Origin of the sequence: Mycobacterium gordonae (genome assembly GCF_001417955.2) — a bacterium.
GTDB lineage: Bacteria > Actinomycetota > Actinomycetes > Mycobacteriales > Mycobacteriaceae > Mycobacterium > Mycobacterium gordonae_B.
Genome location: NZ_LKTM01000380.1, coordinates 1 through 25284 on the forward strand (window position 1 = coordinate 1; position 25284 = coordinate 25284).

Sequence of the window (25284 nt, forward strand, 5' to 3'; positions counted from 1 at the left end):
ATTCCGTCGGTGACGGTGCCGTCGTTCAACATTCCGGCGGGTACTGCGCTGGGTCAGTTCAACTTGCCGGCGCTGAGCATTCCGTCGGTGACGGTGCCGTCGTTCACCATTCCAGCAGGAACAACCTTGGAGGCCTTCCAGCTGCCGACGCTGAGGATTCCGTCGATAACCGTTCCCTCATTCTCGATACCGGCCGGCACCGCGATCGGCGGATTCAGCCTTCCCAGGATCGCCACTCCGTCGATACACCTTGACAGCATTTCTGCGGGATCGTTTGTGCTCCCGGCCATCGGCTGGTCGCAACCTTTCAGCACGCCGCTGATACAAATTAGTGGGCTCTCGGTGCCGTTCAACTTGTCCTATCGCACCAATGTGCTGACGCTGCAGGCTCCCTTCGACATCGATCCGGCAAATGTTGCGGGCGTTTTCGACGTGGGCTCCTTCTTCCTGCCGAGCGCAACGATATATCCGTACTCCCTGACCGCTCCCATCACAGTCGGTGGATTCAATCTCCCCTCGCTCACTATTCCGGGTATAAATGTCGACCCGATCACCGTCAGTGGCTTCTCTCTTCCCGCCATTACGACGCCGCAGTTCGCGACACCGGCGCTGGACATCGGCCGAATCGGGGCGGGTGCGTTCAGCCTGCCGGATATCACGACGCCGCAGTTTACGACTCCGGCGTTGAACATCGGTCAGATCGGGGCGGGTGCGTTCAGCCTGCCGGATATTACGACGCCGCAGTTTACGACTCCGGCGTTGAACATCGGTCAGATCGGGGCGGGTGCGTTCAGCCTGCCGGATATCACGACCCCGCAGTTTACGACTCCGGCGCTGGAGATCGGCCGGATTGGGTTAGGTGCGTTCACGTTGCCGGACATAACGACACAGGCGTTTTCGACGCCGCCGCTGGAGATCGGCCGGATCGGTCTCGGTGGCTTTACGTTGCCGGATATCACGACGCAGGCTTTCTCGACGCCGCCGCTGGAGATCGGCCGGATCGGTCTCGGTGGCTTTACGTTGCCGGATATCACCACCCAGGCGTTTTCGACGCCGGCGTTGGAGATCGGCCGGATTGGGTTGGGTGCGTTCACGTTGCCGGATATCACCACGCAAGCGTTTTCGACGCCGCCGCTGGAGATCGGCCGAATCGGCTTGGGCGCCTTCACCCTGCCGGACCTCACCACGGTTCAGTTCTCGACGCCGCCGATCACCATCCCGCCAATCAGTCTCTCGGCGTTCAACACTCCCCCGCTGGTCATTCCGAGCATTCACCTGCCCAGCACATTGATCACCGAATTCAACATCCCCCCGGCACCTGGATACCTCAACTCGACCATCGGGCCGTCATCGGGTTTCTTCAACTCCGGCGCCGGCGGCAACTCCGGGTTCGGCAACAACGGTGCAGGGCTGTCTGGTTGGTACAACTCGAATGGCCCGGGCCTGACGGGTGGCTCAGGTTTCCAGAACTGGGGCGGCCTGATCTCGGCCGTCAGCAACTTCGGCAGCGGCGTATCGGGCTTCGCGAACACCGGCGTCCTGGACCTCGCAGTGCGCAGCTTCGTCTCAGGTTTTGCCAATGTCGGCAACAACCTGTCGGGCCTGTTCTTCCGCGGGACGACGTAAAGGGCTTAAGACGCAATTCGCGCCTGTCCGTTCGGGCAGGCGCGAATTGCGTTGTGCGGAAGAGGGACTCGGCGGTTGTCAGTCCTCTTTGAGGACCAGCTTCCGCAGCGCCACCCGATCCGGGTTCAGCAGCTCCTCGATGCGCGGCTTGTTGACGTCGGCGACGATGATCTCGCCGACCTCCTGGTAGACCTCGCTGAAGATGCCGTGCGACTTCATCTTCTCGGTCTGGTACTGGTTGTCCTCGGTCGGCGTCACGTAGTAGACCGCGTCAGCCTTGAACCGGTGCACCAGCCAGAGATGGATCAGGGTCATCAGCCGCTTCTGGCGTAGCTTCTCGGCGAAGGTGTTCTGGTCGCGCACCTGCAGGATGCTGCGGCCATGCCGGTCCTTGATCGGGTCGACGACGACGTTGGCCAACTGCTCGTCGCCCTCGCCGTAGATCCCCAGCTCCAGCACGTCCGAGCCGGCGCGGCGGGGCCGCAGGGTGACCCGCAATTTCTCGCCCAGCTGGTAGTGCTCGCTCCACAGCGCCAGCCACTCCTCCAGCAGCTTCTTGGGCACCTCGGTCTGCACCAAGTGCTGGTGTTGGGTTGAGCCCTTGCCCATGGACTTCGTCGTCGCCGTGCGACCCGACGACGCTGCCAGCGCCGCGTCGCTGCGCGGTCCGCCGACCAGCGTCTGCGGGGTGCGGTAGGGCGACTCGACCAGACGCATCTTGCGCTGTAGGCGGGCCAGCGCCAGCATGCCGTCCTGCCTGAGGTTGGTCGCGAACTCCTCGGCCGCGACGCCGTCGATCTGGTGCCCGCCGTAGGTGATGAAGTTGAAGACGAAGCCCATTTTGCCGAGCTCGACCGGGAACTGCCGCATCTCGTCGTCGGTCATCCCGGTGGTGTCCCAGTTGAACGACGGCGAGAGGTTGTAGGCGAGCATCTGGTCGGGGAACACGGCGTGGATCGCCTCGGCGAACTGGCGCGCGTCGGCCAGGTCGGCGGTCTTGGTCTCCATCCAGAGGATGTCGGCAAAGGGCGCGGCGGCCAGGGACTTGGCGATCGCGTAGGGAATGCCGCCGCGGATCTGGTAATAACCCTCGGGAGTCTTGGCCAGCTCGCAATCCCAGCTGGCGTCGGCGCCGAGTTCCTTGGCCTTGGCCCGTGCGGCGTAGAGCGATGCGGTGGCGGCGAATTCCCGCCATTCCGCGGGGCTCATGCCGGAGGGTTCGCCTTCGCTCTCACCGAACTCGAGTTTCTCGGCCACCGCTTCGCCGTAGGTCATCACGCCGGCGGCGTCCTCCCAGGCGGCAACGAACTTCGACTCGACCTCGTCGTACACGTCGTCGATCGACAGGTCCCCGCTGTCGCGCCACTTGTTGATGGCGTCGGCAACGAGGTCCAGAATGCCCTGGCGGTCCAGCCAGGCATTGGCGGCCGCGTATTCGCCGTCGCTGAGCGCATACAGCAGATGGCCGTTGATCTCCTCGACACCCGAGTCGTAGAAGCGTCGCATCATCGCCAGGAAACAGCTCTTGTACGACGGGATGCTCAGGTTGGTCGCACCGAGCAGGAACGGCTGGTCGCGCTCGTCGCCGCGGCTGTCGATGAGGTTCGCGGCTTCGGCGTCGGTGCGGGCCACAATGATTCCGGGCACCCGCATGATGTCGAGCTGGAAGCGGGCGGCGTTGAGTCGCTTGATCTGTTCGTCCGACGGCACCAGAACCTTGCCGCCCTGGTGTCCACACTTCTTGGTGCCCGGGCGCTGATCTTCGATGTGATATCCGGGCACGCCGACTTCGACGAAACGCCGAATCAGGTTGCGCACGTGCGGATCACCACCGTGGCCCGTGTCGGCATCGGCGATGATGAACGGCCGGAAGTCGTAGCGGGTGGCCGTCGCCCGCTGCCGCTCAGTCATGTTGAGCCGCTGGTACTCCTGATTGCGGTCGGCGGTGAGCAGCGCACGCACCAGCACGGCGGCATCGTCGGGCACCTGGCTGAGCGGATAGCTCGCCAGGTCGGGTCCCGGGTCCTCGGTGGTGGAACCCTTGGCGGAGGTGGCCCAGCCGCCGAGGTAGATCCCCTCGATACCCATCCGCTTCATGCTCACGGCCTGGCCCGGCGAGTACGGGCCGAAGGTGGTGATGCTCTTCTGCTCGGCATACAGCTCGCGCAGGCGCTCGAAGAACGCGGCGGCCGCCTCGCGCGCCACCGTGTAGTCGGTCGGGATCGTGCCGCGCTGCTCGACGACCTGCCGGGCGGTATAGAGACGGGTGATGCCCTTGAACCGCGAACTCTCGAAGTACCGCTGGGTGGCGGCGACCTCCTGCTCGAACGGTGATTGGACTGCGTTGTCCGTTTCAGCGATGGCCATGGCCTTCCGCTCCTCCTAAGCCCCGGTTCCCCTGACGCAGTGAGTGTATGCCCACCGGGAGTGAGCTAGATCACCGGCTGAGGCCTGGACAGCCCGGCCGCCGGCGGTGCCGAACGGGTCGGTCGGTGCCACTGAGGACGCCACCGTGGATCCGGCCCTGAGTCAAGACCGAAGCCGTTCTCGTGCAACGGATTTTGTATTCAAAACCGGCGGTCCGGGAAACCCGCGCCGGGTCGGCCGGTCAGGCGTACCGTCACATCTGTGCAGACAGAATTGCGCTTTGACCGGTGGTATCGACCGTTGGCGGTAGCTGTCGGACTCGGACCCAAGAACACCGAACTGCGGATCGAGGGCGGCAACCTTCACGTCAAGATGGGATGGGCGTTCACCGCCGACATTCCCTTGTCGTCCATCAAGACCGCCGAGGCGAGCAACGAGCGGGTTTTCACCGCCGGCGTGCACGTCATGGGATCTCGCTGGCTGGTCAACGGCTCGCGCAAGGGTCTGGTGCAGCTGACGATGGATCCTCCGGTACCAGCCAGTGTCTGGTGGAAGTCGATCACCCTGAAAGTACTGGTGCTCAGCGTCACCGATCCGGACGCTCTGATCACCGCGTGTACCGCGCCTGCGCGTTGACCCGCACTCTCTAGGCGTTCGTCCGCAACCAATCGCGTTGACGGAGGACGAACGCTGCGTCGACCACCTGCCCGTGACCGGGCACGAACTTGGCGTCGGGTCCCCCGACCGCCAACAGCCGGTCCAGGGTGTCCGGCCACGCACCCAAATCCGAATCGGCATCGACCGCGGGGTCGGCGGACTCCTCCACCAGGTCGCCGGCGAACACCACGGCCGGTTCACCCGGCCGGGTCCCGGGAACCACCACGACCAGATCCGATCGGGTGTGGCCCGGGCCCAGGTGGGTGATTGTGACCGAGCGGCCACCGAGATCGATCACCTGCTGCGAGATTCCGTATTGCGGCACCCGCAAGGCCGCAATCGCCTCGTCAACCGCCGCCGCGTCGGCGCCATGCGCCAACGCGTCGGCCCGCAGCCGATCGGTAGCCGACGACAGATAGTCGACAACCTCTGGCGCACAGTAGATCTCGGCTCCAGTGAACACCGACGATCCCAGGACATGGTCGAAGTGCTTGTGGGTCAACACAACATGACTGACCGGCCGGGCGGAAAGCCGGCGGGCATCGGCCAGCACGGCCCGGGCCTCTTCGAGCGTGGTTCCGGTGTCGACGAGCAGTGTCGCGCTTTGTCCGCAGACCAGGCCGACCGTGACGTCGCAGAAGGTCAGCCGGCATCGAAATACGTTGTCGCTGATTCTTTCCCAATTGAGATACATCAGGCCGGCTGCAACACGGCCGAGCCATACCAGTGGCAGACGAACAACGCTAGTTCGACGTCGGCCCGATCATCGATCGGGCGGCCGCGGCGCATCACCGCGCGCTCGACCCGATGCCTCAGGTCGTTGAAACTGACATTGAGCTCCCGCGCCGCGGCTTCGTGCGTGGAGCCGCGGTGCAGGAACACCCGCAATGTCTCGCGCAGGACCGCGTCGTCCTCGGTGGCCGACGCCAGATCCCCCAGCACGTCCGCCACCCAGCCGCGGACCTCGCCGATACTGCCGCTCAACAACGCCGCCGCCATCACCGCGGGATCGGTAGCCGCGACAAGCACTCGCCTGGACGCCTGTGGCCGGCGCTCCCCTGCCAGCGCGGCTGCCCGTGCACGCTGCGCCTGACGGTGGGATCGCCGGAAACCCTGAACGCCTGAACCTAAGGCGCCCATGGCGATGTTCAGCAATTCCGGACGCGCGTTGGTGTAGTCGCGGATCTGGCCGGTGAGTTGACCGGGCGCGGATTCGAAAGGCAGCCAGACCCAGGCGCCGGCACGGTCGACGGCGGCGAAGAGTGGTCTCGCCGAGGTGCCCACCGCCGCAGCCAAGTCGTCGGTGAACAGTTGCAGCTGGGCCAACTGATCGTCCGTCGCGTGCCAGATGATGAGCGCCAGGTGTTGTTGGTGCAGGGGGTAATCGATCGCGGCAGAGGCGGCATCAAGGGCGATGGTGGTGTCGTCGCCGAGCAGGTCGCGCACGCGCATGGCGCGGATGCTGTTCTGATGCTCCAGCCACTGCACGTGCTCGCTTTCGTACGCCCCGACCAGGTGCTCGGAAACCCAGTCGACGTACTCGAAGACCACGGTGGTGATCGCCTCGATCGCCGCCACCCGTGTGGTCGGTTCGATCTGTAGGCTTTGCAATTCGGTGAACACCAGCTCGGTCATGTGACGCTGCCCGAGTCGGTAGGCGCGCACCAGTGTGTTCACCGGGACGCCATGGCGGGCGAGGCGGCGGGCGTAATCCACGGCCAGCGCGGGGACAGTGGTTTCCCCGACCGGGACATCGTGCAGCAGCGCCTGGAAGATCGTGTCCAGATTGGCCGCGACGCCGGCGTCGAGCATCTCGAACGGACGGTCCTCGCCGCACAGCTCCGGCATCTCGGCGACGAGCGCCGTGCATATCGCCAAACTGATCTGGTTGACCTGCTGCTGCAATCGGGAGGCGATCGAAACGACACAGCCGTGTACGTCTTCGGCTACCGCGTCGTCGGTCACATGTTGAGACCTTAGATGGCTTGTGGGTGGGTAGCCACCTCATGTCGGAAGAAGTTGACATGTCGGGAATTCCCGACATATAGTTCCCGAGTGGCCAACCCCGATCGCATCTGTGATCGTATCTTCACTGCGTTGGCAAACCCGGTGCGTCGCAAGCTTCTTGAGATCTTGAGCTGCCAGTCCCTGTCCGCCGGAGAGCTCAGCGAACGGTTCGATCTCAGTCGGCCTGCCGTCGCCGAACATCTCAAGGTGTTGCGTGAGGCAGGGTTGGTGGCCGACGAAGCGCAGGGCCGCCGGCGCATCTACCGGCTGACGGCGGAACCGCTGGCGGAACTCGGCGACTGGCTGCACCCGTTCGAGAAGTTCTGGCGGGCAAGGCTTGCCGCGCTCGCCGAGTCAGCAGAGGAGCTGGAATGACGGAGCGGCAGGCTATCGAGGTAGACCAGTTCGTGGCCGCTGCGCCGGAGAAGGTGTGGCGGCTGCTGACCGAACCGCAACTGCTGCGGCTGTGGTGGGCAGAGGGTGACGTGGCACCGATCGCGGGCCACGAATTCAGCCTCGACATGCCCGGCTACGGCAGGCAGCCGTGCAAGGTACTCGAGGTGGATCCGCCGCACCGCTTCGTCTACAGCTTCACCGAGTCCTGGACACTCGCCTGGCGCCTCGAGACAGAGGGTAACGGAACCAGGGTTTTTCTGTCGCACACAGGCTTTGACCTCGGTGACAAGAGGATGGCCGACGCTTTCGGTCGCATGGGACCGGGCTGGCGTGAGGTGGTTCTTCCCCGGATGGCCGAGGCCATCGCGGTAGCCGGCTGACCCGAACTCAACCACGAGAGGAATGACAATGCGCGCAGTCGTCATCACCAAGCACGGCGACCCGTCGGTACTGCAGGTTCAGCAACGGCCGGACCCGCCGCCTCCGGGCCCGGGCCAGCTCCGGATCGATGTCCGGGCCGCCGGGGTCAACTTCGCCGACCACCTCGCCCGCGTCGGTCTGTATCCCGACGCACCCAAACTGCCGGCCGTCGTCGGATATGAAGTCGCCGGCATCGTAACCGCCGTCGGCGACGGCGTGGATCCGTCGCGTGTCGGTGAAAGAGTGCTGGCAGGAACACGTTTCGGTGGCTACGCGGAAATTGTCAACGTCACCGCCACCGATTCCGTCACGCTGCCCGACGCCGTGAGCTTCGAGCAGGGCGCCGCGGTCCCGGTGAACTATGCGACCGCATGGGCCGGCCTACACGGCTACGGGTCGCTGCGCGCCGGCGAGCGGGTGCTCATCCACGCCGCTGCCGGGGGTGTGGGGATCGCGGCCATCCAGTTCGCCAAGGCCGCCGGCGCCGAGATTCACGGCACCGCATCACCGGGTAAGCACCGCAAGCTCGCCGAACTGGGGGTGGACCGTGCGATCGACTACCGCCAGGACAACTGGTGGAAGGGCCTGGAGCCCTACGACATCGTCATGGACGCCCTGGGTGGCACCTCGCTGCGCCGGTCCTATCATCTGCTGCGTCCGGGCGGACGGCTGGTGGGCTACGGGATCTCGAATATGCAAGAGGGCGAGAAGCGTTCGCTGCGCAGGGCCGCGCCACACGCCCTGGCGATGCTGCGCGGCTTCAACCTGATCGACCAACTCTCCGAGTCCAAGACTGTCATCGGGCTGAACATGCTCAAGTTGTGGGACGACCGGGGCACTCTGGAACCGTGGATCACTCCGCTGAGTGAGGCGCTGCACGACGGTACGGTGTCGCCGATCGTGCACGCGGCGGTGCCGTTCGCCGAGGCGCCGGAAGCCCACCGGATCCTCGCGGCCCGCGAGAACATCGGCAAGGTCGTGCTGGTCCCCTGACCGGATGGTTTCAGCCGGGTCCGGCGTGGTTATGTTTGCGGCATGGCTGTCACCGAGTCCCGTGAGGTCGTCATCGAGGCGACGCCCGACGAGATCATGGATGTGTTGTTCGACATCGAGACTCTGCCGGACTGGTCGTCGGTGCACCAAAAGGTCGAGGTTCTCGAACGAGATGACCAGGGTCACCCGCTCAAGTCGCGCCAGGTCGTCAAACTCGTCGGTTTCACCGAAGAGCAGGAGCTGGCCTACACCGTGCACGACGACGGGGTGGGCTGGAGCCTGGTCAAGGCCAAACAGCAGAAGGCGCAGAACGGCCGCTACACCCTAACCCCCGACGGAGACTCCACCCGCGTGCGCTTCGACCTGACCGTCGAACTGAGCATGCCGGTGCCCGGATTCTTTGTCAGACAGGGCACGAAGGTGTTGATGGACATGGCCACCAAGGGCTTGCGTAAGCGCGTCCTCAAGCTGAAAAAGGGTGGTTAGGTCGCGTCTTCGAGAGCCTGATAGGCGGCGTTGTACCCGGGCGTGAAGGTGATGCCAGGCCCGCCATGGCAGCCGGCGCCGCCGAGATAGAGACCGGTGATCGGTATCGGGAAATCCAGGAAGCCCTTTGGCCCGGGGCGGTTGGGCCCCATCAGGTCTGGGTGCAGCAGGCCGTGGCAGAAGTCGCCGGCGGGGGCCGCGAACATGGTGTTCATGTGATAGGGCGCGAACGTGATGTGGCGGATCACGATGTCCTTGAAGTTCGGGGCGAACCGGCTGACCTTGTCGATAACTCGTTGCGCCATCTCATTTTTGAGGTGTCCGTGCTGGTCGCGGGCAACCTCCACCGGGAACGCATAGGCGTAGGCGCTGGCGGCATGCTTGCCGGGCGGTGCAAGGCCCGGATCGTGCACCGACGGGATCTGCAGGCCCATCGACGGGTTGTCCGGGACGACGCCGCGGCGGCAGTTCTCCCAGTGCCGCTGCTGCTCCTCGGGTGAGCCGAAGATGCCGACCGACATCTGCATGCCCTCTTCGTTCAGCAACTCATAGGGCGGGGCGAATTCGGGCAGTCCGTCGAGGGCGAAGTGCATCTGAATGAAGGAGGCGCGGTGGTCGCGGTCGGATACACGCGAAATGAGTTCGGCGGGCACGTGTTCGGGATCGATCAGCCCGGTCAGGGTGAGGTCGGGCGCCAGGTTGGAGACCACGATCGGGGCGGTGATCGTCGAGCCGTCGCGCAGCCGAACCCCGGTCACCCTGGCGTGATCGACGAGTATCTGTTCGACCTTGGACCGGAACCGGATCTCACCGCCGTGCGAGACGAAGAGCTCGCGTAGATGTTCGGTGAGTGCGCCGATGCCGCCCTTGAGCTTGGTCATCATCGAGGTGCTGTTGTCAGGCACCGCCAGGGCGAAGGCCAGGCACGTCGCGCTACCCGGTGTATACGGGCCCCGGTAGGTGGAGTTCACCGCCAGGAAGGCCAGCATGCCGCGCATCACGGCGTGCTTGTCCTTGTCGGGCAGATAGCGGTCGATGACGTCCATCGCCGATCCGAAGAGCATCTCGTGGATCGCCCGTCGCTCGGCCTGGTTGGCCGCGCAGGCGTACATCTCGTCGAGGGTCTTCGGCGGTTGACGAACATCGAAGCGGCCCAGCGCTTTTGCCGGCCCCTGACTCCAGCCGATCAGCTCGGCCATGCCGGTGACCGCCTCGAAACCGTGCTTCTCCCCCAGGTGGGTCATCAGCTGCATCGGGTCGCGGTAGAAGACCATCGGCTCCTCACCGTTTTCGCCGATGTTGGTGGACATCACCTCCGGTTCCACCGTGGGTAGCGTGTCCAGGCCGAGATCTTTGGTGATCTGGCTCGCGGTGGGGAACTGGACCGATCCGGCGATCTCGTATCGGAAGCCGTCGATCAGCTCGACGGTGGCCGCCATGCCTCCGGCGTAGGTGTTGGCTTCCAGGCACACCGTGCGCAGACCCGCCCGCTGCAGGATGGCCGCGGCGGTAAGTCCGTTGTGTCCCGCTCCCACCACGATCGCGTCGTAATCCGTCATCTGACCTCCTCGCCGAAGTCCGCATGGCAAGAATATGTCAGTACTGACATAATCGGAAGATGTCAGTACTGACTAGTCTTCCTCGCCGAGCAGACACAAACTCGCACGCGCCAGGGCCGCTTGGTGCGAGTTTGTGTCTGCTCGCGCGAGACTGGTGCGATGAACGGTCATGAGATCCGTCGCCGGTCGACGCACGAGGCGCTGCGACTGGCGGCGCTGAAAAGCTTTGCCCGCCAGGGATTCGCGAACGTCACGGTGACGGAGTTGGCCCGCGAGGCCGGGGTCACCGAACGAACCTTCTTCCGGCACTTCCCGACCAAAGAGGCGGTGCTGTTCCAGGACTATGAGACGCAACTGGAATGGCTGGTGGAGGCGCTGGCCGGGCGGCCGGCTTCGGAGTCGCTGTTCGACGCGGTGCTGGCCGGTGTCGCCACCTTCCCGCATGATCTCGAAGTGGTGCGCCAGGCGGCGACCGCCCGTACCGAGTTGATCAGTGCCGAACGCATCGCCGGCCACCTGCGGGTGGTGCAAGCCTCATTCGCTGCCGTCCTGACCGATTTCGTCCGCGCCCGGCATGCCGAATTACCCGACATCGACCTCATCGCCGAGGTGGCCGGCTCGACGTTGGCCGCGGCTCTGGTTGTGGCCGTGGAGAATTGGGGACGCAATGGCTGCTCCGGCGATCTCGGCGAGTTGGTGGCCAAGAGCCTGGACCTGGTTCGCTCCGGGCTGGCGCCGCTGGCCTGATCGGGGCCGGCTCACCGGCCGGCGCTGACGACGGCCGCTTCCACGAAACGACGCAACGTCGCGTTGCGAGCGCGCGGCAGGAACGCCAACGAGACGGAGCTGGGCGGCGCCCCTCGCAGTGGAATGAACCTCACACCCGGGTGGATGTTGCGCCGTACCGCGACGTCGGGAATGACGCCGACACCACGGTCGGCAGCAACCGACTCGATCCATTCATCGAAGTTCGTTGTCTCTATTACCGTTTCGGGGCCTTCGCCGGCCGGCCAGGACCACGGCCCGGTGGTGCCGCTGGTGGTGTTGACGACGAGTGGCAATCGAGGGATCTCCGCCCAGTCCAACTCCGATCGCCGCGCCAGCCGACAGCCGAGCGCGCACACCGCCACCCGCGACTCGTCGAACAGGTGCACCACCTGCACGGCGGTCGCGGTGACCTCACCGCGCACCACGGCGACCTCCACCTTGCCCTGCTGCACCGCGGCCAGCGCATCGTCGGTGCGGACCAGTTGCACCCTTGTGCCGGTGCCGCTCTCGAACCGGGCTACCGTCTGCTGCGCCCAGGGATCGGGCAGCAGCCAACTGAAACCCAACCGGATGCTCGCTTGCCGCCGCACCGCGCCGAAGCCACGGTCCAACTCGGCGAGGACTCGCTCGACATGCTCCAAGAACGTCTGTCCGGCCACGGTCGCCGCGACGTGCCGCGAACCCCGGTCGATCAAGGGGACCCCCAGCGCGTCCTCCAGCTGCGCAACCGTACGGCTCAGTGCGGGCTGGGTGATACTCAGTTCGGCCGCCGCGTTGGTGAACGACCGCAGTCGCGCCACTGCCTCGAACGCCCGCAAGTGGCGCAGCTCCACTCGGCCGCGCGACGCATCCGTCATGCCTGAAAAGCATAGATGTTTCGCGACAGGCATTTCAGGCCCGGATTGCCCTGGCCTGGCGTGATGTTGACTTGGGCAGGAGAACGGAGGACGCCATGCCACTGCTGTACATCGACCTCATCGAGGGCCGCACACCGTCGGAGGTGTGCTCGCTGCTCGATGCCGTACACGACGCGGTCGTCGAAGCGTTCGGGGTGCCCCCGCGCGACCGCTATCAGGTGGTGCGCACCCATCCGGCGCACGAAATCATCGCGCTGGATACGGGCCTCGGCATCGACCGCAGCCCGTCGCTGGTAATCGTGCAGATGGTGAGCCGGCGCCGCCCACCGGAGCTCAAGCAGAAGTTCTACGACCTACTGGCGTCGAACCTCGCCTTGCGATGCGGACTGGACCCAGCCGACCTGATCGTCTCGGTCACCGAAAACCAGGACGAGGATTGGTCTTTCGGCCACGGCCGGGCGCAGTTCGTCACCGGGGAACTCGCAGCGGAGGCACCACGGTGACGCTTTCGACGATGCTGGCAACCCGCCTCACCGAAGCCCTGGCCATCCGGCATCCGGTCCTGCTGGCGCCGATGGCCATGGTGTCGGGCGGCCGGCTGGCGGCGGCGGTCACCGCCGCAGGCGGCCTGGGGCTTGTCGGCGGCGGCTACGGCGACCCGGCCTGGCTGCGGTCTGAGATCGCCCAGGCCCAGGGTGCTCGCATCGGGTACGGCTTCATTACCTGGAGCCTGGCGCAGACACCGGATCTGCTCGACAGCGTGCTGGCGCAGCAGCCGCCGACGGTGATGCTGTCCTTCGGTGACCTGCAGCCGTTCGCGGACCGCATCCACCGCGCCGGCGTTCCCCTGACCGCCCAGGTGCAGAATCTTGCCCAGGCGCGCCGGGCGCTGGATGCGGGCGCCGAGATCATCGTCGCCCAGGGCAGTGAGGCAGGCGGGCACGGCATGAGTGTCCGCTCCACATTCGCGCTGGTGCCCGAGGTCGTCGACCTGGTCGCCGAACGCTCACCCGAAACGTTGGTGGTGGCCGCCGGAGGTGTCGCCGACGGCCCCGGCCTGGCCGCGGCGCTGGCGCTGGGCGCCGACGGGGTGTTGGTCGGTACCAGATTCTGGGCGTCCGACGAAGCGCTGGTTTCGCCCGCAGCGCACCGGCGGGCCATCGCGGCTGACGGCGATGAAACAATCCGTACTGATGTCTTTGACTTTGTGCGGCAACGGGATTGGCCGGAAGGCTACGATTTGCGGTTGGTGAGCAACGCGTTGGTTAAGCGCTGGCACGGCCACCGGGATGAGCTGCTGGCACGGCTGCCCGAGGCCGTCGCCACCTACCGGGAGGGCGTCGCCGCCGAGGACTTCGAGGTCGACACCGTGCTGGTCGGCGAGGCGGTGGGGCTCGTCCGCGATGTTCGGCCGGCCGCGGACATCGTGACCGCGATGGTGCGTGACGCGGCCAGGATCCTCAACCGGGCCGGCGATTAGGAACGCCGGCAGATCAGCTCGGCCAGCAGGCGGCGGTCCACCTTGCCGGTCGCGTTGTAGGGGATGTCGTCGACGACCGCCAGCCGTTCGGGCAGCTTGAAGTAGGCGATCAGGTCCCGGCAGTGGGATCGCAACTCCTCGAGCGTCACCGGCGCCCGGGCCACCACCGCGGCGCCCACCCGCTGGCCCAGTTCGTCGTCGGACACTCCGGCGACCGCGACGTCGCTGACCGCGGGATGTGAACGCAGCGCCTCCTCCACCTCGACGGGGCCGAACTTCTCACCGCCGCGGTTGATGGTGTCGCGCAGTCTGCCGCTCGGGAAGATGTAGCCGTCGGCATCCACCCGGCCCAGATCGCCGGTCCGTAACCACCCCGCGACGGTGTTGACCGGCGAGTTCACCCACAACTCCCCGACCTCTCCAGGCTGCACGTCGGCGCCGGTGGCCGGATCGACCACCCGCACCTGCACACCCGGTAGCGGCCGGCCGACCGATCCCGCCCGGGCCGGATCGTGATGATCCTGCGGTGTCAGATTGGCGTAGGTGCCCAACGTCTCCGTCTGCCCGAAGACGTTGGTGAAGGCCACATTTGGCAGCGCTGCTATCGCCTTGCGCATCAGCGCGGCAGGTGCGGCGGCGGCACCGTAGGTGATGGCCGCCAGCGAGGACAGGTCGGCGGCGGCGAAGTCGGGATGCTCCAGAATCCGGTGCAGCATCGTCGGCACCAGGAACATGCCGGTGACCCGGTGACGCGACACCAGGCGCAGCCATTCGCCGGCGTCGAACCGTTGCTGCACCACCAGCGTGTTGCCCGAGTACAGGCTGGCGAGCAGACCCAGGGAACCACCCACGTGGAAGTAGGGGACACACATCATCACCGTCACGGGCGGCGTTTCGGGCGCGAAGGGCCGCGAGGTCCTGTTCAGGCGCGCCGCCAGTTGACGAGTGCCGATTTCGACGGTTTTGGGCAAACCGGTGGTGCCGCTGGTGAACAGGACCATAGCGGCGCGATCGGCGTCGTCCGGGGCGGCGCCCGGCGGCACCGGCGCGTCGTCGGCGACGAGATGGGTGGCCGTCAGTGCCGTCGTCGACCCGGGAAGCCGGTCTACGAACGCCTCCCCCGCGACCGCCACCGGGCAGCAACCGGCGTTGGCGAGCAGGGCCCGCACCTCCGCGGACCTCAACGCGGGGTTCATCAGGGCCGCGGTCGCCCCGATACGCGCGGTGCCCAGCAGCGACGCGATAGACAGCAGGCTCGCCGTGTCGACGACGGCGACCCGGTCTCCAGGGGTGACCCCCGCGGCGGTCAATGCGGCGGCGCAACGGTGCACCGCCTCATCGAGCGTCCGGTAGCTGATTGCTTCGCCGTCGATGATCAGGGCGGTCCGCTGCGGATCGGCGACCGCGGCGGCGTCGATGATCGTCCCGAGGTTCATGGATCCTTAGTACAGGGGCGACCAGGTGGAGGTGCGCAGCAGCCGGCTGGTCCACTGGTCGCGCAGGTCCAGCGCATCGTGCAGCCAGGTTCCGGGAGTGCGGTACTCAGCCGGGATGTGGGTTCGGAGCAGGTCGAGCAACGCTTCGGGCCGGCTGATCCGTTGCATCAGAATGACTTCGCGGCGCAGATGGCTGCCCAGCGCCGGCTGAAACGAGGCGTCCATCTTCAGCATGGACGACGGCTGCTCGAGACTGCGGGCGTACACCTCGCCGCACCGGACGATGTACTCCTCGAACTTGTCCTCATAGGGCCACATGGTGTCTTCCATGTAGAGGCTCATCTCGTGTTCGCGTCCGTCGACCGGCACCTCGTCGAAGCCGACGTCCTGCATCGGCGACCACGGGAGGGGTACCAGCAGTTTGGCGTCGACGCCGTGGCGCAGTTCGTCGGTGTGATGCATCCAGTCCCGCAGGTCCCCCTGCTGAACCCGCTTGGTCAGCCGCTCCCAGGCCGCTCCGTCGCGCACCGCGGTCATGGTGATGACGGTGTAGGCGGGTCCACTGCCCTGAGCCTGGTTGGTGTACCAGAGCAACCGTGCCTCGTCGCCGGCCGCCAGCATGGGCATCCAGCCGTCACGGAAGGCGGCCTCGAACTCGTCCTCGGAGCGACCTCGCACCGTGTGGACTTCGTGCATGAAAAGCAACGCCCAAGACCTCCCACGCGGCGCTGTCTTCTCAACGCCCGCTCGCTCGCTTACTGGCAGGACGTTAATAGCAGGAAATCCTCCTGTCCACGCGGGGCCGACGCCCGCGTCAATTTGTGCCTTCGCGGTACTTTCAGACACGGACGGGCTGCCTGGTGAAAGGGTTTGGATGGATATCGCTTCAGTCGACGAACTGCTCACCACGACCCGGGCGGTACGCAAGCGCCTCGACCTGACCCGGCCGGTGGGCCGTGAGGTGATCATGGAATGCATCCGCCTGGCCATGCAGGCGCCCACCGCCAGCAACGCGCAGGACTGGCGCTGGGTCGTGGTCACCGATCCCGCCAAGCGCGCCGCAATCGCCGAAATCTACCGCAGTGTCGGCGCTGAGTACCTGGTCCATGCGGAAGCCACCGCCGACGATCCGCAAACCCGGCGCGTATACCGCAGCGCGCGGGGCCTGACCGAGACGCTGGCGCAGGTTCCGGTACACGTCATTCCGTGCCTGCTGGAACCGATCGACGAAAGCAATCGACTGGTCGCGGCGTCGGCCTGGGCGTCGATCATCCCGGCCGGCTGGAGTTTCCTGCTGGCCTTACGGTCGCGCGGGCTGGGCTCGGTCTGGACGACGATGCACCTGGCCAAGGAACGCGAGGTCGCCGACCTGCTCGGCATCCCCGGCACCGTCACTCAGGCCGCACTGTTTCCGGTGGCCTACACGATCGGGACCGACTTTCGTCCCGCCGCGCGGCCACCCGCGGAAACGATCACCTTCTTCGACGAATGGGGTGGAAGCTGATGCAGTCCTACACCGTGCGTTTCCACGTCGACGCCCCTCCGGCCAGGGTGTGGCGGGTGTTGCATCCCCCGGTGCCGCCGGACTCCCCGCGACCGCGCGTGCTGAGCTGGCCGACGGGCAGCATGGAAATCCTCAACGAGGGCGACGAGGCCGGTGAGGGACTGGTGCGCACCTGCGTATTTCCGGTGCCGCGGTATCTGCTGTCCGGTGGCAGGGGGCGGTCGTGGGAGACCGTCACCGAGGCGAAGATCAACAAGGTGTCGAGATATGTCGCCATCGGCAAGCCGTTGTGGTCTCGGGCCGAGGGTTACCACCAGCTCGACGAGCAGCCCGACGGCACCACCGTGCTGACCTTTCACGAGACCTACCACGCGTACAACCCGGTGCTGCGTCTGCTGCTCGAGCGTCCGGTGCATGCACGGATCTCGCGCGACAATCTCGACACCTACGAGCACGCGCTCGGTTATGCCGGTGCGGTGCGCCGCCTGAGCTGATCTGCCGACAGTTCGAAATCCGCCGCCCTGCCCGGTAGGCTAGTTAGTTATGGGCTCTAAGCAATTAGCGGTTCGCGGCGGCGCCGCAGCGCTGATGGTTGCCGGATGGTTCGGTGCCGTCGGTATCGCCGCCGCCGACCCCGACCCCGACCCGACGCCCGCCCCGGCACCGGCCCCCTCGCCGAGCGTTGCCCCGGCTCCGTCGGCGGCACCGGCGGCAGCACCCAAGACGACCATCGACCACGACGGCATCTACACCGTCGGCACCGACATCGCGCCCGGCACGTACAGCACGGCCGGACCTGTCGGCACCGGTACCTGCTACTGGAAGCGCACGGGAAACCCCGACGGCGCGCTCGTCGATAACGCGATGACCAAGAAGCCACAGATCGTCCAGATCGAGCCGACCGACAAGACCTTCAAGACGAGTGGCTGCCAACCGTGGCAGCCGACCAGCGACGCCCCGCCGCCGAACACTCCGGGTCCTCAGGTGCAGGCCGGCCTGGGAATCCTGAACGGATTGCTCGCGCCGCACGGCCCCTGATCTAGGCGGGTGGCGCCAGCGCCGTCTCGACGGTGGTGTACATCGGCAGCAGGCGGCGCAGACCGCACGCGGCGATGGTGCGGGCGACGATCGGCTGATTGCTGACCAGGCGCAGGTTGACCCCACGACGGCGGCAACGTACCGATTCCTGGGCGAGCACGGCGTACGCGCAGGAGCCCAGGAAGTCCAATTCGCGGATGTCGATCACAAACGGACCCGGTGCGATCGCGATTGCGGCGCTCCGGTTCACCAGGCGCTGCCAGATGACTTCGTTGCTGGCGTCGATGTCACCGCCGACGTGAACGACCACCGCTGACCCGGTGCATTCGGTAACCGCCCGCAAACCGCTGTTCGGGTCGCCCAGTTGTGAACTCAGCCGCGTAGTCGAAGGAGCTGGCGATGATCCGATCGCGACAGTCTTCATTCGGCAGTATCCCGTCTTCGTGTGGATCGCGTCGTGAGCACGGCGTAATCAGCATATGTGTAACAGGGGCTGACAACATAGGATGTCCACACGAATTTTCCGGTTGAGCGACCCGGATTTACCGGCGGCTCCGGGTGGCCCGGCGGGTCAGCAGCGACAGTAGCCAGCTAACGATCGACAACAGGATCGCCGCCCAGATCGCGGTCCACCAGAAGTGGTCGATCTGCAGACCCCAGTGGGTGGTGTCTTTGGTGATCTGCGCCGTGATCCACAACATGAACGCATTGATGACGATGTGGAAGAGCCCCAGCGTCAGGATGTACATCGGAATCGACAAGATCTGGACGATCGGTTTGACGATCGCGTTGACCACTCCGAAGAGCACCGCGACGACGAAGATGATGCCGACCCGCTGCAACGTGGTGTTACCACCGACGAATGTCAGCCCCGGTACGAAAAGGGTGACGACCCACAGCGCGAGTCCGGTCACTGCCGCGCGGAACAGAATAGCCGCCATGCGCCGATCCTGCCACCGAACGCGTGCCGGAATGCCTAATTCAGCCCATAGAAGCGTTGCGCATTGAGCCCGCCGATCTTTTCGCGTGACTGCTCGCTGATATCGGGCCGGTTCCGCAAATGCTTGGTGCTTTCCGGCCACTCCCCGTCCCAGTGCGGGTAGTCGCTGGCGAACATGATGAAGTCGTCGCCCAGCACGTCGATCACGCCGGGCAGGATCGGCTCTTCCGGTTCGCATGTGACCCAGATGTTGCCGGCGCGCAGGTACTCGTTCGGATCACGGCGCCAGCCACCCTCGATCCAGTCACCGCGCTTCTCGTAGTGCTCGTGCAGGCGATCGATGAAGAACGGCACCCAGCCGGCACCAGCTTCCAGAAAGGCGACTCGCAGTTCGGGGTGGCGTTCGAACACGCCGCCGGACACCAGGGCCGTCATCGCGGTCATCTGGTCGAACGGGAAGCTGATGCAGTGCACCTGGATGTAGTTGGTGAAGCGGTCGACGCCGATCTTCGGTAGGTGAATGCCGGGCGCGCCGTGAATGCCCAGCGGCATGTTCAGATTCACGGCGGCGGCGTAGAAATCGTCGAGGTCGGGGTGGTCGAGGTTGCGGGTCTTCAGCGCCGGCGGAACCAGCGTCGCGACCAACCCCAGCTCCTTGGCCTCGGTCATCACATCGATGGCCACCTCACCGTGTTCGATCGGTGTCACGGCCACCCCGCGTAGCCGGCCGTGCGTCGGCTCGCAGAAGTCCGCGATCCACTGGTTGTAGAGCCGCGCGAAACCGGCGGCGAAGACCGGATCTTCGAGGCTCGGCACGCAGAGCCCGAGGCTGGGATAGAGCACCATCGTGTCCAGATGGTCGCGGTCGGCGTCAGCCAGCACACCCTCGGCGCTCGAACAGTTGATGTCGGGGGCCTTGGTGATGCCGTGCTCCGGTGGGCACCCGGCACCCGGACCGGTGTCTTCGGGATAGTTACGGCCCTCGATCGTCAGGCGCGGCCGCCGATCGTTGCTCAGCTGCACGTGATCCGGCCAGCGCTTCAAGGCTTCGAAGGCGAGCGTCGAGTTCTCGGCGACGTGTCCATCGGCATCGATGATCCGCATATATCCGGAACATACCCGCTCGCGCGCCGGACTCGCGGTATGGCGACACGTAGGCCACGATGCTCTCGTGACCAGACAGCGGTTGACCAGCGATCAGCGCAACTCCTTTTTGGCGGCCTTCCTGGGCTGGACCATGGACGCGTTCGACTTCTTCATCGTCGTGCTGGTCTACGCCGACATCGCCGAGACGTTCCACCGCAGCAAGACCGAGGTCGCGTTCGTCACGACGGCGACGCTGGTGATGCGACCCGTCGGCGCGTTGCTGTTCGGGCTGTGGGCCGACCGGGTCGGCCGACGCCTCCCGCTGCTGGTTGACGTGCTGTTTTATTCGGTGGTGGGCTTCCTGTGCGCGTTCGCCCCGAACTTCACGGTGCTGGTGATCCTGCGGTTGCTCTACGGAATCGGCATGGGCGGCGAGTGGGGACTGGGCGCGGCGCTGGCCATGGAGAAGGTTCCGACCGAGCGGCGCGGCTTTTTCTCCGGCTTGCTGCAGGAGGGCTATTCGTTCGGCTACCTGTTGGCGAGTCTGGCTTCGCTGATCGTCATGAACGGGTTCGGCCTGTCCTGGCGCTGGTTGTTCGCACTGAGCATCATCCCGGCCATGATCAGCCTGATCATCCGCTATCGGGTGGAGGAGTCCGAGGTCTGGGAAGCCGCACAGGACCAGATGCGGCTGACCCAGACCCGGGTGCGCGATGTGCTGCGCGACGCCAAGGTCATCCGGCGTTTCGTCTACCTGGTGTTGCTGATGACCGCTTTCAACTGGATGAGCCACGGCACCCAGGACGTCTACCCCACGTTCCTCAAGGCGTCCGTCGACCACGGCGCGGGTCTGTCCAGCGCGACCGCCCGCTGGATCGTGATCGTCTACAACATCGGCGCGATCGTCGGCGGCCTCATATTCGGCACCCTGTCGCAGCGGTTCGGCCGCCGCTACACGATCGTGTTCTGTGCCGTGCTGGCGCTGCCGATCGTGCCGATCTTCGCCTATTCACGCGCCGCGGCGATGTTGTGTCTGGGGTCGTTTCTCATGCAGTTCTTCGTGCAGGGCGCCTGGGGTTGCATCCCGGCGCACCTCACCGAGATGTCCCCGGACGCCATCCGCGGTCTGTATCCCGGTGTGACCTATCAACTCGGAAACCTGTTGGCGGCGTTCAACTTGCCGATCCAGGAGCACCTGGCCGAAACGCACGGCTACCCGTTCGCGTTGGCGGCGACGATCGTGCCGGTGTTGGTGATGGTGGCGTTGTTGACGCTGATCGGCAAGGATGCCACCGGAATTCGGTTCGGCTCCTCGGAAAGTGCGTTTCTGCCGGCTAAGAGCTGAGTGCCCGCAGCAGCATGTGCATGGCCACCGTGGTGGAGCGTTCCCGAACGTCGGATCGGTTGCCGGGCAGCCGCAGCGTGCGGGTGACGTTCGGACCGTCACTGCGTGCGACGGTGAAACAGACTGTGCCGACCGGCTTTTCCTCGGTTCCACCGCCCGGGCCGGCGATGCCGGTGATGGCGACGGCGGTATCGGCGTCGAACCGCTTGAGCGCGCCCGCGGCCATCGCCTCGGCCACCGGCTCGGAAACCGCGCCGTGTTGTTCGATGAGTGCGGCGTCCACGCCGAGCAGCTCCACCTTCGCTTCGTTCGAGTACGACACGACGCCGCCGGTCACGTAATCCGAGGATCCGGGGCGGTCGGTCAGCCGCGCCGCCAGCAGCCCGGCGGTGCAGGATTCCGCCGTCGCGATGCGGCGCCCGGCCAGCAGTCGCGCGACCAGATCGTCGACCTGCGAACCGTCTTCAGAGAACACCTGGTCGCCGTGCCGGTCGCGCAGCAACTGGGTCAGGTGCGCGTAGGTCTGCGCGGCGTCGGGTTCATAGCGGGTCACGATTTCCAGTTCGCCGCGTCTGAGGCAGGTGGTGATCTCCAGCGCGGCGAAGCCGGGGATGGCAGTCTCGGCCTCGCGCAACGTCTCGGCCAGTCCGGACTCCGGCAGGCCGAACATCCGCACCATGTCCTGCCGGTAGACGGTACGGCCGGCGATCGCGTCCCGGACGCCGTCGGTTTCAATTGCCTTGTGCCACATGGGTTGTAGCTCACGCGGCGGACCGGGCAACACCAGCACCGCCGGCTTTCCGGGCACCACGACGCCGGGCGCGGTGCCCACCGGGTCGAGGATCTGGGAGCCCACCGGAACCATCGCCTGCTTGCGGTTGGCCGCCCGCACCGACTCGAACTTCCCCGGTTCCATCAGCGCGGCGAACGCCGGATTGCGCGCCATCAAGGACTTGAGAATCTCCGCGATCCGGTTCTCCAGGGCTTCATCGAGCTTGAGCTCGCGGCCGCAGAATCGGGACACCACCTCGACCGTCATGTCGTCGGCCGTCGGGCCCAGGCCGCCGCTGGTGATGATCAGGTCCACGCCCTGGTCAGCGAGGAATCGCAGCTGCGCCTCGATGTCCGCGGGGCGGTCACCGCAGATGGTGATATGTGCCAGTTCGACGCCCAGTTCCAGCAGCCGGTCGGCGAGCCAGGGACCGTTGCGGTCCTGTACCCGTCCGGTCAGAACCTCGGTGCCGGTGACCACGATGCCTGCGCGTGCGCTCACGGTGCCGAGCCTACGCAAGTGTCAGACGACGTTTCCGTTGGCGCCGTTGGTTCCCTTGCTGCCGAATAGTCCGCCGTTACCGCCGATGCCGCCGACGCCGACAATCGCGGTGCCGGAAGAGCCGATATGCGCATTGCCGCCGTTACCGCCGTTGCCGCCGTTGCCGATCGCGGACGAAGCGTCTCCGCCGAACCCGCCATTGCCGCCGATACCGGATCCGGTGCCGGCGGTGGAGCCCAGACCGCCCTTGCCGCCCGCTCCGCCAGCGCCGCCATCGCCGCCGGCTCCGCCGACGCCACCGGTCGCCACAGCGGTTGACGTGGTGAGCGTGATGATTCCGTTTCCGCCGGACCCGCCGTTGCCGGCTACGCCGGTGCCGCTGGCACTACCACCCGCGGCGCCACTGCCGCCCTTTGCCGACCCAAGACCCTGATTCGTCGCGTTCCCGCCGTTGCCGCCGTTGCCGCCGTTGCCGCCGCTGATGCCGCCGGGGGCCCCGGCACCGCCGTTGCCGCCGGTGGCGCCGCCGACGGAAGTGGCGCTGGTGACCTGAGCGTCACCACCGATGCCGCCGGCTCCACCGTTTCCAGTGGTCGAGCCCTTGTTGCCGGCGCCGCCGTTGCCGCCGATGGCACTGCCGGTGCCGCTGTTGACGGCCTGCCCGCCGTTTCCGCCGGCCCCGCCGACGGACGTGCCCGTTGCGCCGTTGCCGCCGAGGCCTCCGACGGCGGTGCCGGCGCCGGAGTGGGTGCCCCGGCCCCCGTTGCCGCCGGTTCCGCCGACACCGTTGGTGGCCACACCGCCGGCTCCGCCGGTACCGCCGACGGCCGAAGTGGTGCCGGTGGTGCTGTTGGTCTGGGCGTTTCCGCCGTCGCCGCCCCGTCCCTGGACCGCTCCGTTGCCGGCGCCGAGGCCGCCGACGCCGCCGGTGCCGCCCTTGGCGGTTGCGAAAGAGCCGGTGTTGGATATGACCGCGTCGCCACCGCGGCCGCCAATCCCACCACCGGTGGTTGCGCCGGTCCCGTTGCCGCCGGCGCCGCCGGTGCCGGGATTGACGCCTCCCAAGCCGCTGGTAGTGGCTGCGCCGCCCGCCCCGCCGTTCCCGCCGGTGATTCCGGTGCCACCAGCCCCGCCGGTGCCGCCGTTAGCGGGCGCCGCAGAGCCGGTGTGGGTGATCGTCGCCGCACCCCCGTCGCCGCCGGTCCCGCCGGTGCCGGCGGTGCTGATTCCACCCGTCCCGCCATCGCCTCCGGTGCTGATACCCGCGCCGGCATTGGTGGCGGAGCCGCCTCTGCCGCCCGCTCCGCCCGCGACGCCATTGCCTCCTGCGCCGCCTTTCCCGCCGGAGGCGTTACCGGTCGAGGCGCTGGTCAAGACCTGGGCGTCACCGCCGGCGCCGCCGGCACCACCCGCACCGGCCTTTCCGTCAGCACCGGCAGCTCCGGCACCGCCCGCGGCCGCACCGGTGCCACCGTTGATGGTCGCCGTTCCACCATTGCCGCCCGCCCCGCCGTTAGGCCCTGCACCGGCGTTACCACCGGCGCCGCCGGTGGCGCCGCCGGCACCGGTGTGAGTTGCCAAGCCACCGGTACCGCCGGCCCCGCCGGTGCCGGTGGCGCCCGTCGCCGTGCCACCGGCTCCCCCGGTACCGCCCACGGCGGCCGCCGTCACGATGTTGCTGGAACTCTGCCCCGAGCCTCCGTCGCCACCTCGGCCGCCGCTGATGCCGGTGCCACCGGCACCGCCTGTTCCGCCCTTGGCGGTCGCGGTGGACGCGGCGTTGGAAATGTTCGCGTCGCCGCCTTGGCCGCCCTTCCCTCCCAAGCCCGTAGCGCCGGTTCCGCCCGCGCCGCCGGTGCCCGGGGTGACGGTTCCCGTTCCACTGGTGACTGCGGCGCCGCCGGACCCGCCATTGCCACCGCTCGCGCCGTTGCCGCCCGCACCTCCGTCGCCCCCGGTCGCAGCAGCCGAGGAGTTCGGGTTGCTGACGGTGGCGGTTCCGCCGCCGCCGCCCAGCCCGCCGGTACCTGTGGTGCCGTTGCCGCCGGAGCCGCCGGCTCCCGCAACCACGCTCCCCTTTCCAATGGAAGAGGCCGCGCCGCCCAACCCGCCGGCACCGCCGCCGGAGCCGTCGCCGCCGCTACCACCCTGACCGCCGGTAGCGGTGGCGTTCGAACCGTTGTTGTTGACTTGCGCCGCGCCACCGTTTCCACCGGCGCCGCCGACGCCGACGGTTGTGTCGGTTCCATCAGCGCCGGCACCGCCAAAGGCGTTGCCGGTTCCGCTGTTGATGCCACTGCCGCCGTTGCCACCGGCTCCGCCGCCGCTGGCACCCTTACCGCCGGCTCCCCCGGCGCCGCCCGTAGCGGTGCCGGCTCCGGTGTGGAACCCGGTACCGCCGCTGCCGCCGGTGCCTCCGAAGCCGGTAGTGGCCGTGCCGCCGGCGCCGCCCGTACCGCCGACGGCTGCCGTCGTGGCGCTGCCGCTGTTCGATTGACCGGTACCGCCGTCGCCACCGCGCCCCACGATGCCGCCGTTGGTCACGCCGGTGCCGCCGGCGCCGCCGGTCCCGCCCTTGGCCGTGGCCGAGGAGTTGCTGTTGGAGATGGTGGCGTCGCCGCCTCGACCGCCCGTCCCGCCTCCGCCGGTGACGGCGCCGGTGCTGTCGCCGCCCGCCCCGCCTGCGCCAGGGGTGACATTGCCTAATCCGCTGGTAGACGCGGAGCCGCCGACGCCACCGTTACCGCCGGTGGTGGCGCCGGTGCCGCCGGCGCCACCAGCGCCACCGGTGGCCGTTGCGGTCGAGTTGTTGCTGGAGATGTTCGCGGCCCCGCCGTTGCCACCCGTTCCGCCGGCGCCGGTGGCACCCTTGCCGCCGGCCCCGCCGGCGCCGGAGTTGACTCCGCCTGCGCCGTTGGTAGAAGCGTTTCCGCCCGAGCCGCCGGAGCCGCCGACATTGCCGTTGCCGCCCGCTCCGCCTGTGCCGCCGGTAGCGGTAGCTGACGAGGCGCCGTTAAATATCTGGGCGCTGCCCCCGGTACCCCCC

The 25284-nt window shown here is 67.1% G+C and carries 24 protein-coding genes and 1 pseudogene; 13 read left to right on the forward strand and 12 right to left on the reverse strand.

Going from position 1 to position 25284, the window contains the following annotated elements:
• A pseudogene (locus tag AO501_RS38565) lies at window positions 1-1626 on the forward strand (hypothetical protein); the annotation flags it as partial.
• 78 nt (window positions 1627-1704) lie between these two features.
• On the opposite strand, the gene aceA reads toward AO501_RS38565, so the two are convergent.
• Window positions 1705-3993: an isocitrate lyase ICL2 gene (aceA, locus tag AO501_RS32580; protein WP_055581691.1), complete on the reverse strand. Its 2289-nt coding sequence runs from the start codon at window positions 3991-3993 to the stop codon at window positions 1705-1707.
• A 261-nt stretch (window positions 3994-4254) separates the two neighbouring features.
• Here aceA and AO501_RS32585 point away from each other — a divergent pair, with 261 nt between their 5' ends.
• The gene (locus AO501_RS32585; RefSeq protein WP_055581692.1) at window positions 4255-4629 is read left to right on the forward strand and encodes a hypothetical protein; all 375 of its coding nucleotides are present in this window, start codon (window positions 4255-4257) and stop codon (window positions 4627-4629) included.
• Between the two features lie 10 nt (window positions 4630-4639).
• On the opposite strand, the gene AO501_RS32590 is transcribed toward AO501_RS32585, so the two are convergent.
• A complete protein-coding gene (locus AO501_RS32590) occupies window positions 4640-5344 on the reverse strand; it encodes an MBL fold metallo-hydrolase (protein WP_055581693.1) in 705 nt (234 codons plus the stop codon).
• Window positions 5344-6615: a helix-turn-helix domain-containing protein gene (locus AO501_RS32595; RefSeq protein ID WP_055581694.1), complete on the reverse strand. Its 1272-nt coding sequence runs from the start codon at window positions 6613-6615 to the stop codon at window positions 5344-5346. The genes AO501_RS32590 and AO501_RS32595 overlap by 1 nt, the downstream gene beginning before the upstream one ends.
• 90 nt (window positions 6616-6705) lie before the next feature.
• Here AO501_RS32595 and AO501_RS32600 point away from each other — a divergent pair, with 90 nt between their 5' ends.
• From AO501_RS32600 to AO501_RS32615, 4 genes are read left to right on the forward strand one after another with little or no spacing between them, the layout of a single operon-like run.
• On the forward strand, window positions 6706-7032 hold the full coding sequence (locus AO501_RS32600) for an ArsR/SmtB family transcription factor (protein WP_055581695.1): 327 nt from the start codon (window positions 6706-6708) through the stop codon (window positions 7030-7032).
• Window positions 7029-7433 (forward strand): SRPBCC family protein, encoded by a 405-nt coding sequence (locus tag AO501_RS32605; RefSeq protein ID WP_055581696.1) that lies wholly within the window; start codon window positions 7029-7031, stop codon window positions 7431-7433. Before AO501_RS32600 ends, AO501_RS32605 begins: the two co-directional genes overlap by 4 nt.
• A gap of 28 nt (window positions 7434-7461) precedes the next feature.
• Window positions 7462-8466 (forward strand): zinc-binding dehydrogenase, encoded by a 1005-nt coding sequence (locus tag AO501_RS32610; RefSeq protein WP_055581697.1) that lies wholly within the window; start codon window positions 7462-7464, stop codon window positions 8464-8466.
• 42 nt (window positions 8467-8508) lie between these two features.
• Complete coding sequence (locus AO501_RS32615; RefSeq protein WP_055581698.1) at window positions 8509-8952, forward strand: SRPBCC family protein; 444 nt, start codon at window positions 8509-8511, stop codon at window positions 8950-8952.
• Here AO501_RS32615 and AO501_RS32620 read toward each other — a convergent pair.
• Entirely contained in the window at window positions 8949-10511 is a 1563-nt protein-coding gene (locus tag AO501_RS32620; RefSeq protein WP_055581699.1) for a phytoene desaturase family protein, read from the reverse strand. The genes AO501_RS32615 and AO501_RS32620 overlap by 4 nt on opposite strands.
• A gap of 159 nt (window positions 10512-10670) precedes the next feature.
• On the opposite strand from AO501_RS32620, the gene AO501_RS32625 reads away from it, so the two are divergent.
• The gene (locus AO501_RS32625) at window positions 10671-11258 is read left to right on the forward strand and encodes a TetR/AcrR family transcriptional regulator (RefSeq protein WP_055581700.1); all 588 of its coding nucleotides are present in this window, start codon (window positions 10671-10673) and stop codon (window positions 11256-11258) included.
• Window positions 11259-11269: 11 nt separating this feature from the next.
• Here AO501_RS32625 and AO501_RS32630 read toward each other — a convergent pair whose 3' ends face one another.
• Complete coding sequence (locus AO501_RS32630) at window positions 11270-12136, reverse strand: LysR family transcriptional regulator (protein ID WP_055581701.1); 867 nt, start codon at window positions 12134-12136, stop codon at window positions 11270-11272.
• Window positions 12137-12231: 95 nt separating this feature from the next.
• Here AO501_RS32630 and AO501_RS32635 point away from each other — a divergent pair, with 95 nt between their 5' ends.
• Window positions 12232-12639, forward strand: a complete 408-nt coding sequence (locus tag AO501_RS32635; RefSeq protein WP_055581702.1) for a tautomerase family protein — start codon at window positions 12232-12234, stop codon at window positions 12637-12639.
• Window positions 12640-12650: 11 nt separating this feature from the next.
• Window positions 12651-13616, forward strand: coding sequence for an NAD(P)H-dependent flavin oxidoreductase (locus tag AO501_RS32640; RefSeq protein WP_082658988.1), 966 nt, complete (start codon window positions 12651-12653; stop codon window positions 13614-13616).
• Here AO501_RS32640 and AO501_RS32645 read toward each other — a convergent pair.
• Both AO501_RS32645 and AO501_RS32650 read right to left on the reverse strand, forming a co-directional pair.
• Window positions 13613-15052, reverse strand: a complete 1440-nt coding sequence (locus AO501_RS32645) for a class I adenylate-forming enzyme family protein (RefSeq protein WP_055581704.1) — start codon at window positions 15050-15052, stop codon at window positions 13613-13615. The two genes, AO501_RS32640 and AO501_RS32645, sit on opposite strands and share 4 nt — an antisense overlap.
• Window positions 15053-15058: 6 nt before the next feature.
• Entirely contained in the window at window positions 15059-15748 is a 690-nt protein-coding gene (locus tag AO501_RS32650; RefSeq protein ID WP_231752695.1) for a hypothetical protein, read from the reverse strand.
• A 178-nt stretch (window positions 15749-15926) separates the two neighbouring features.
• On the opposite strand from AO501_RS32650, the gene AO501_RS32655 reads away from it, so the two are divergent.
• From AO501_RS32655 to AO501_RS32665, 3 genes are read left to right on the forward strand one after another with little or no spacing between them, the layout of a single operon-like run.
• On the forward strand, window positions 15927-16556 hold the full coding sequence (locus tag AO501_RS32655) for a nitroreductase family protein (protein ID WP_055581706.1): 630 nt from the start codon (window positions 15927-15929) through the stop codon (window positions 16554-16556).
• Window positions 16556-17050, forward strand: coding sequence for an SRPBCC family protein (locus AO501_RS32660; protein ID WP_055581713.1), 495 nt, complete (start codon window positions 16556-16558; stop codon window positions 17048-17050). Before AO501_RS32655 ends, AO501_RS32660 begins: the two co-directional genes overlap by 1 nt.
• A gap of 49 nt (window positions 17051-17099) precedes the next feature.
• Window positions 17100-17594, forward strand: a complete 495-nt coding sequence (locus tag AO501_RS32665) for a hypothetical protein (RefSeq protein WP_055581707.1) — start codon at window positions 17100-17102, stop codon at window positions 17592-17594.
• 1 nt (window position 17595) lies between these two features.
• On the opposite strand, the gene AO501_RS32670 is transcribed toward AO501_RS32665, so the two are convergent.
• From AO501_RS32670 to AO501_RS32680, 3 genes are all read right to left on the reverse strand, one after another.
• Entirely contained in the window at window positions 17596-18018 is a 423-nt protein-coding gene (locus tag AO501_RS32670; RefSeq protein WP_055581708.1) for an anti-sigma factor antagonist, read from the reverse strand.
• Between the two features lie 118 nt (window positions 18019-18136).
• Window positions 18137-18535, reverse strand: a complete 399-nt coding sequence (locus AO501_RS32675) for a phage holin family protein (protein ID WP_055581709.1) — start codon at window positions 18533-18535, stop codon at window positions 18137-18139.
• Window positions 18536-18570: 35 nt separating this feature from the next.
• Window positions 18571-19638: an amidohydrolase family protein gene (locus AO501_RS32680; RefSeq protein ID WP_055581710.1), complete on the reverse strand. Its 1068-nt coding sequence runs from the start codon at window positions 19636-19638 to the stop codon at window positions 18571-18573.
• Window positions 19639-19705: 67 nt separating this feature from the next.
• On the opposite strand from AO501_RS32680, the gene AO501_RS32685 reads away from it, so the two are divergent.
• Complete coding sequence (locus AO501_RS32685) at window positions 19706-20965, forward strand: sialate:H+ symport family MFS transporter (RefSeq protein WP_197420007.1); 1260 nt, start codon at window positions 19706-19708, stop codon at window positions 20963-20965.
• On the opposite strand, the gene AO501_RS32690 is transcribed toward AO501_RS32685, so the two are convergent.
• Together AO501_RS32690 and AO501_RS40460 are read right to left on the reverse strand one after the other, a co-directional pair.
• Window positions 20955-22238 (reverse strand): competence/damage-inducible protein A, encoded by a 1284-nt coding sequence (locus AO501_RS32690; RefSeq protein WP_055581711.1) that lies wholly within the window; start codon window positions 22236-22238, stop codon window positions 20955-20957. The genes AO501_RS32685 and AO501_RS32690 overlap by 11 nt on opposite strands.
• A gap of 21 nt (window positions 22239-22259) precedes the next feature.
• The coding region (locus AO501_RS40460) for a hypothetical protein (protein WP_055581712.1) at window positions 22260-25284 on the reverse strand (3025 nt) is incomplete at its 5' end.

Bases quoted from the DNA above. Each gene is read 5' to 3' on its own strand.
- AO501_RS32680 (WP_055581710.1), bottom strand. From the start codon at position 19,638: ATGCGGATCATCGATGCCGATGGACACGTCGCCGAGAACTCGACGCTC.
- AO501_RS32665 (WP_055581707.1), top strand. From the start codon at position 17,100: ATGGGCTCTAAGCAATTAGCGGTTCGCGGCGGCGCCGCAGCGCTGATG.
- AO501_RS32590 (WP_055581693.1), bottom strand. From the start codon at position 5,344: ATGTATCTCAATTGGGAAAGAATCAGCGACAACGTATTTCGATGCCGG.
- AO501_RS32645 (WP_055581704.1), bottom strand. From the start codon at position 15,052: ATGAACCTCGGGACGATCATCGACGCCGCCGCGGTCGCCGATCCGCAG.
- AO501_RS32650 (WP_231752695.1), bottom strand. From the start codon at position 15,748: ATGCACGAAGTCCACACGGTGCGAGGTCGCTCCGAGGACGAGTTCGAG.
- AO501_RS32670 (WP_055581708.1), bottom strand. From the start codon at position 18,018: ATGAAGACTGTCGCGATCGGATCATCGCCAGCTCCTTCGACTACGCGG.
- AO501_RS32625 (WP_055581700.1), top strand. From the start codon at position 10,671: ATGAACGGTCATGAGATCCGTCGCCGGTCGACGCACGAGGCGCTGCGA.
- AO501_RS32620 (WP_055581699.1), bottom strand. From the start codon at position 10,511: ATGACGGATTACGACGCGATCGTGGTGGGAGCGGGACACAACGGACTT.
- AO501_RS32640 (WP_082658988.1), top strand. From the start codon at position 12,651: ATGCTGGCAACCCGCCTCACCGAAGCCCTGGCCATCCGGCATCCGGTC.
- AO501_RS32605 (WP_055581696.1), top strand. From the start codon at position 7,029: ATGACGGAGCGGCAGGCTATCGAGGTAGACCAGTTCGTGGCCGCTGCG.
- AO501_RS32675 (WP_055581709.1), bottom strand. From the start codon at position 18,535: ATGGCGGCTATTCTGTTCCGCGCGGCAGTGACCGGACTCGCGCTGTGG.
- AO501_RS32615 (WP_055581698.1), top strand. From the start codon at position 8,509: ATGGCTGTCACCGAGTCCCGTGAGGTCGTCATCGAGGCGACGCCCGAC.
- AO501_RS32655 (WP_055581706.1), top strand. From the start codon at position 15,927: ATGGATATCGCTTCAGTCGACGAACTGCTCACCACGACCCGGGCGGTA.
- aceA (WP_055581691.1), bottom strand. From the start codon at position 3,993: ATGGCCATCGCTGAAACGGACAACGCAGTCCAATCACCGTTCGAGCAG.
- AO501_RS32630 (WP_055581701.1), bottom strand. From the start codon at position 12,136: ATGACGGATGCGTCGCGCGGCCGAGTGGAGCTGCGCCACTTGCGGGCG.
- AO501_RS32660 (WP_055581713.1), top strand. From the start codon at position 16,556: ATGCAGTCCTACACCGTGCGTTTCCACGTCGACGCCCCTCCGGCCAGG.
- AO501_RS32610 (WP_055581697.1), top strand. From the start codon at position 7,462: ATGCGCGCAGTCGTCATCACCAAGCACGGCGACCCGTCGGTACTGCAG.
- AO501_RS32635 (WP_055581702.1), top strand. From the start codon at position 12,232: ATGCCACTGCTGTACATCGACCTCATCGAGGGCCGCACACCGTCGGAG.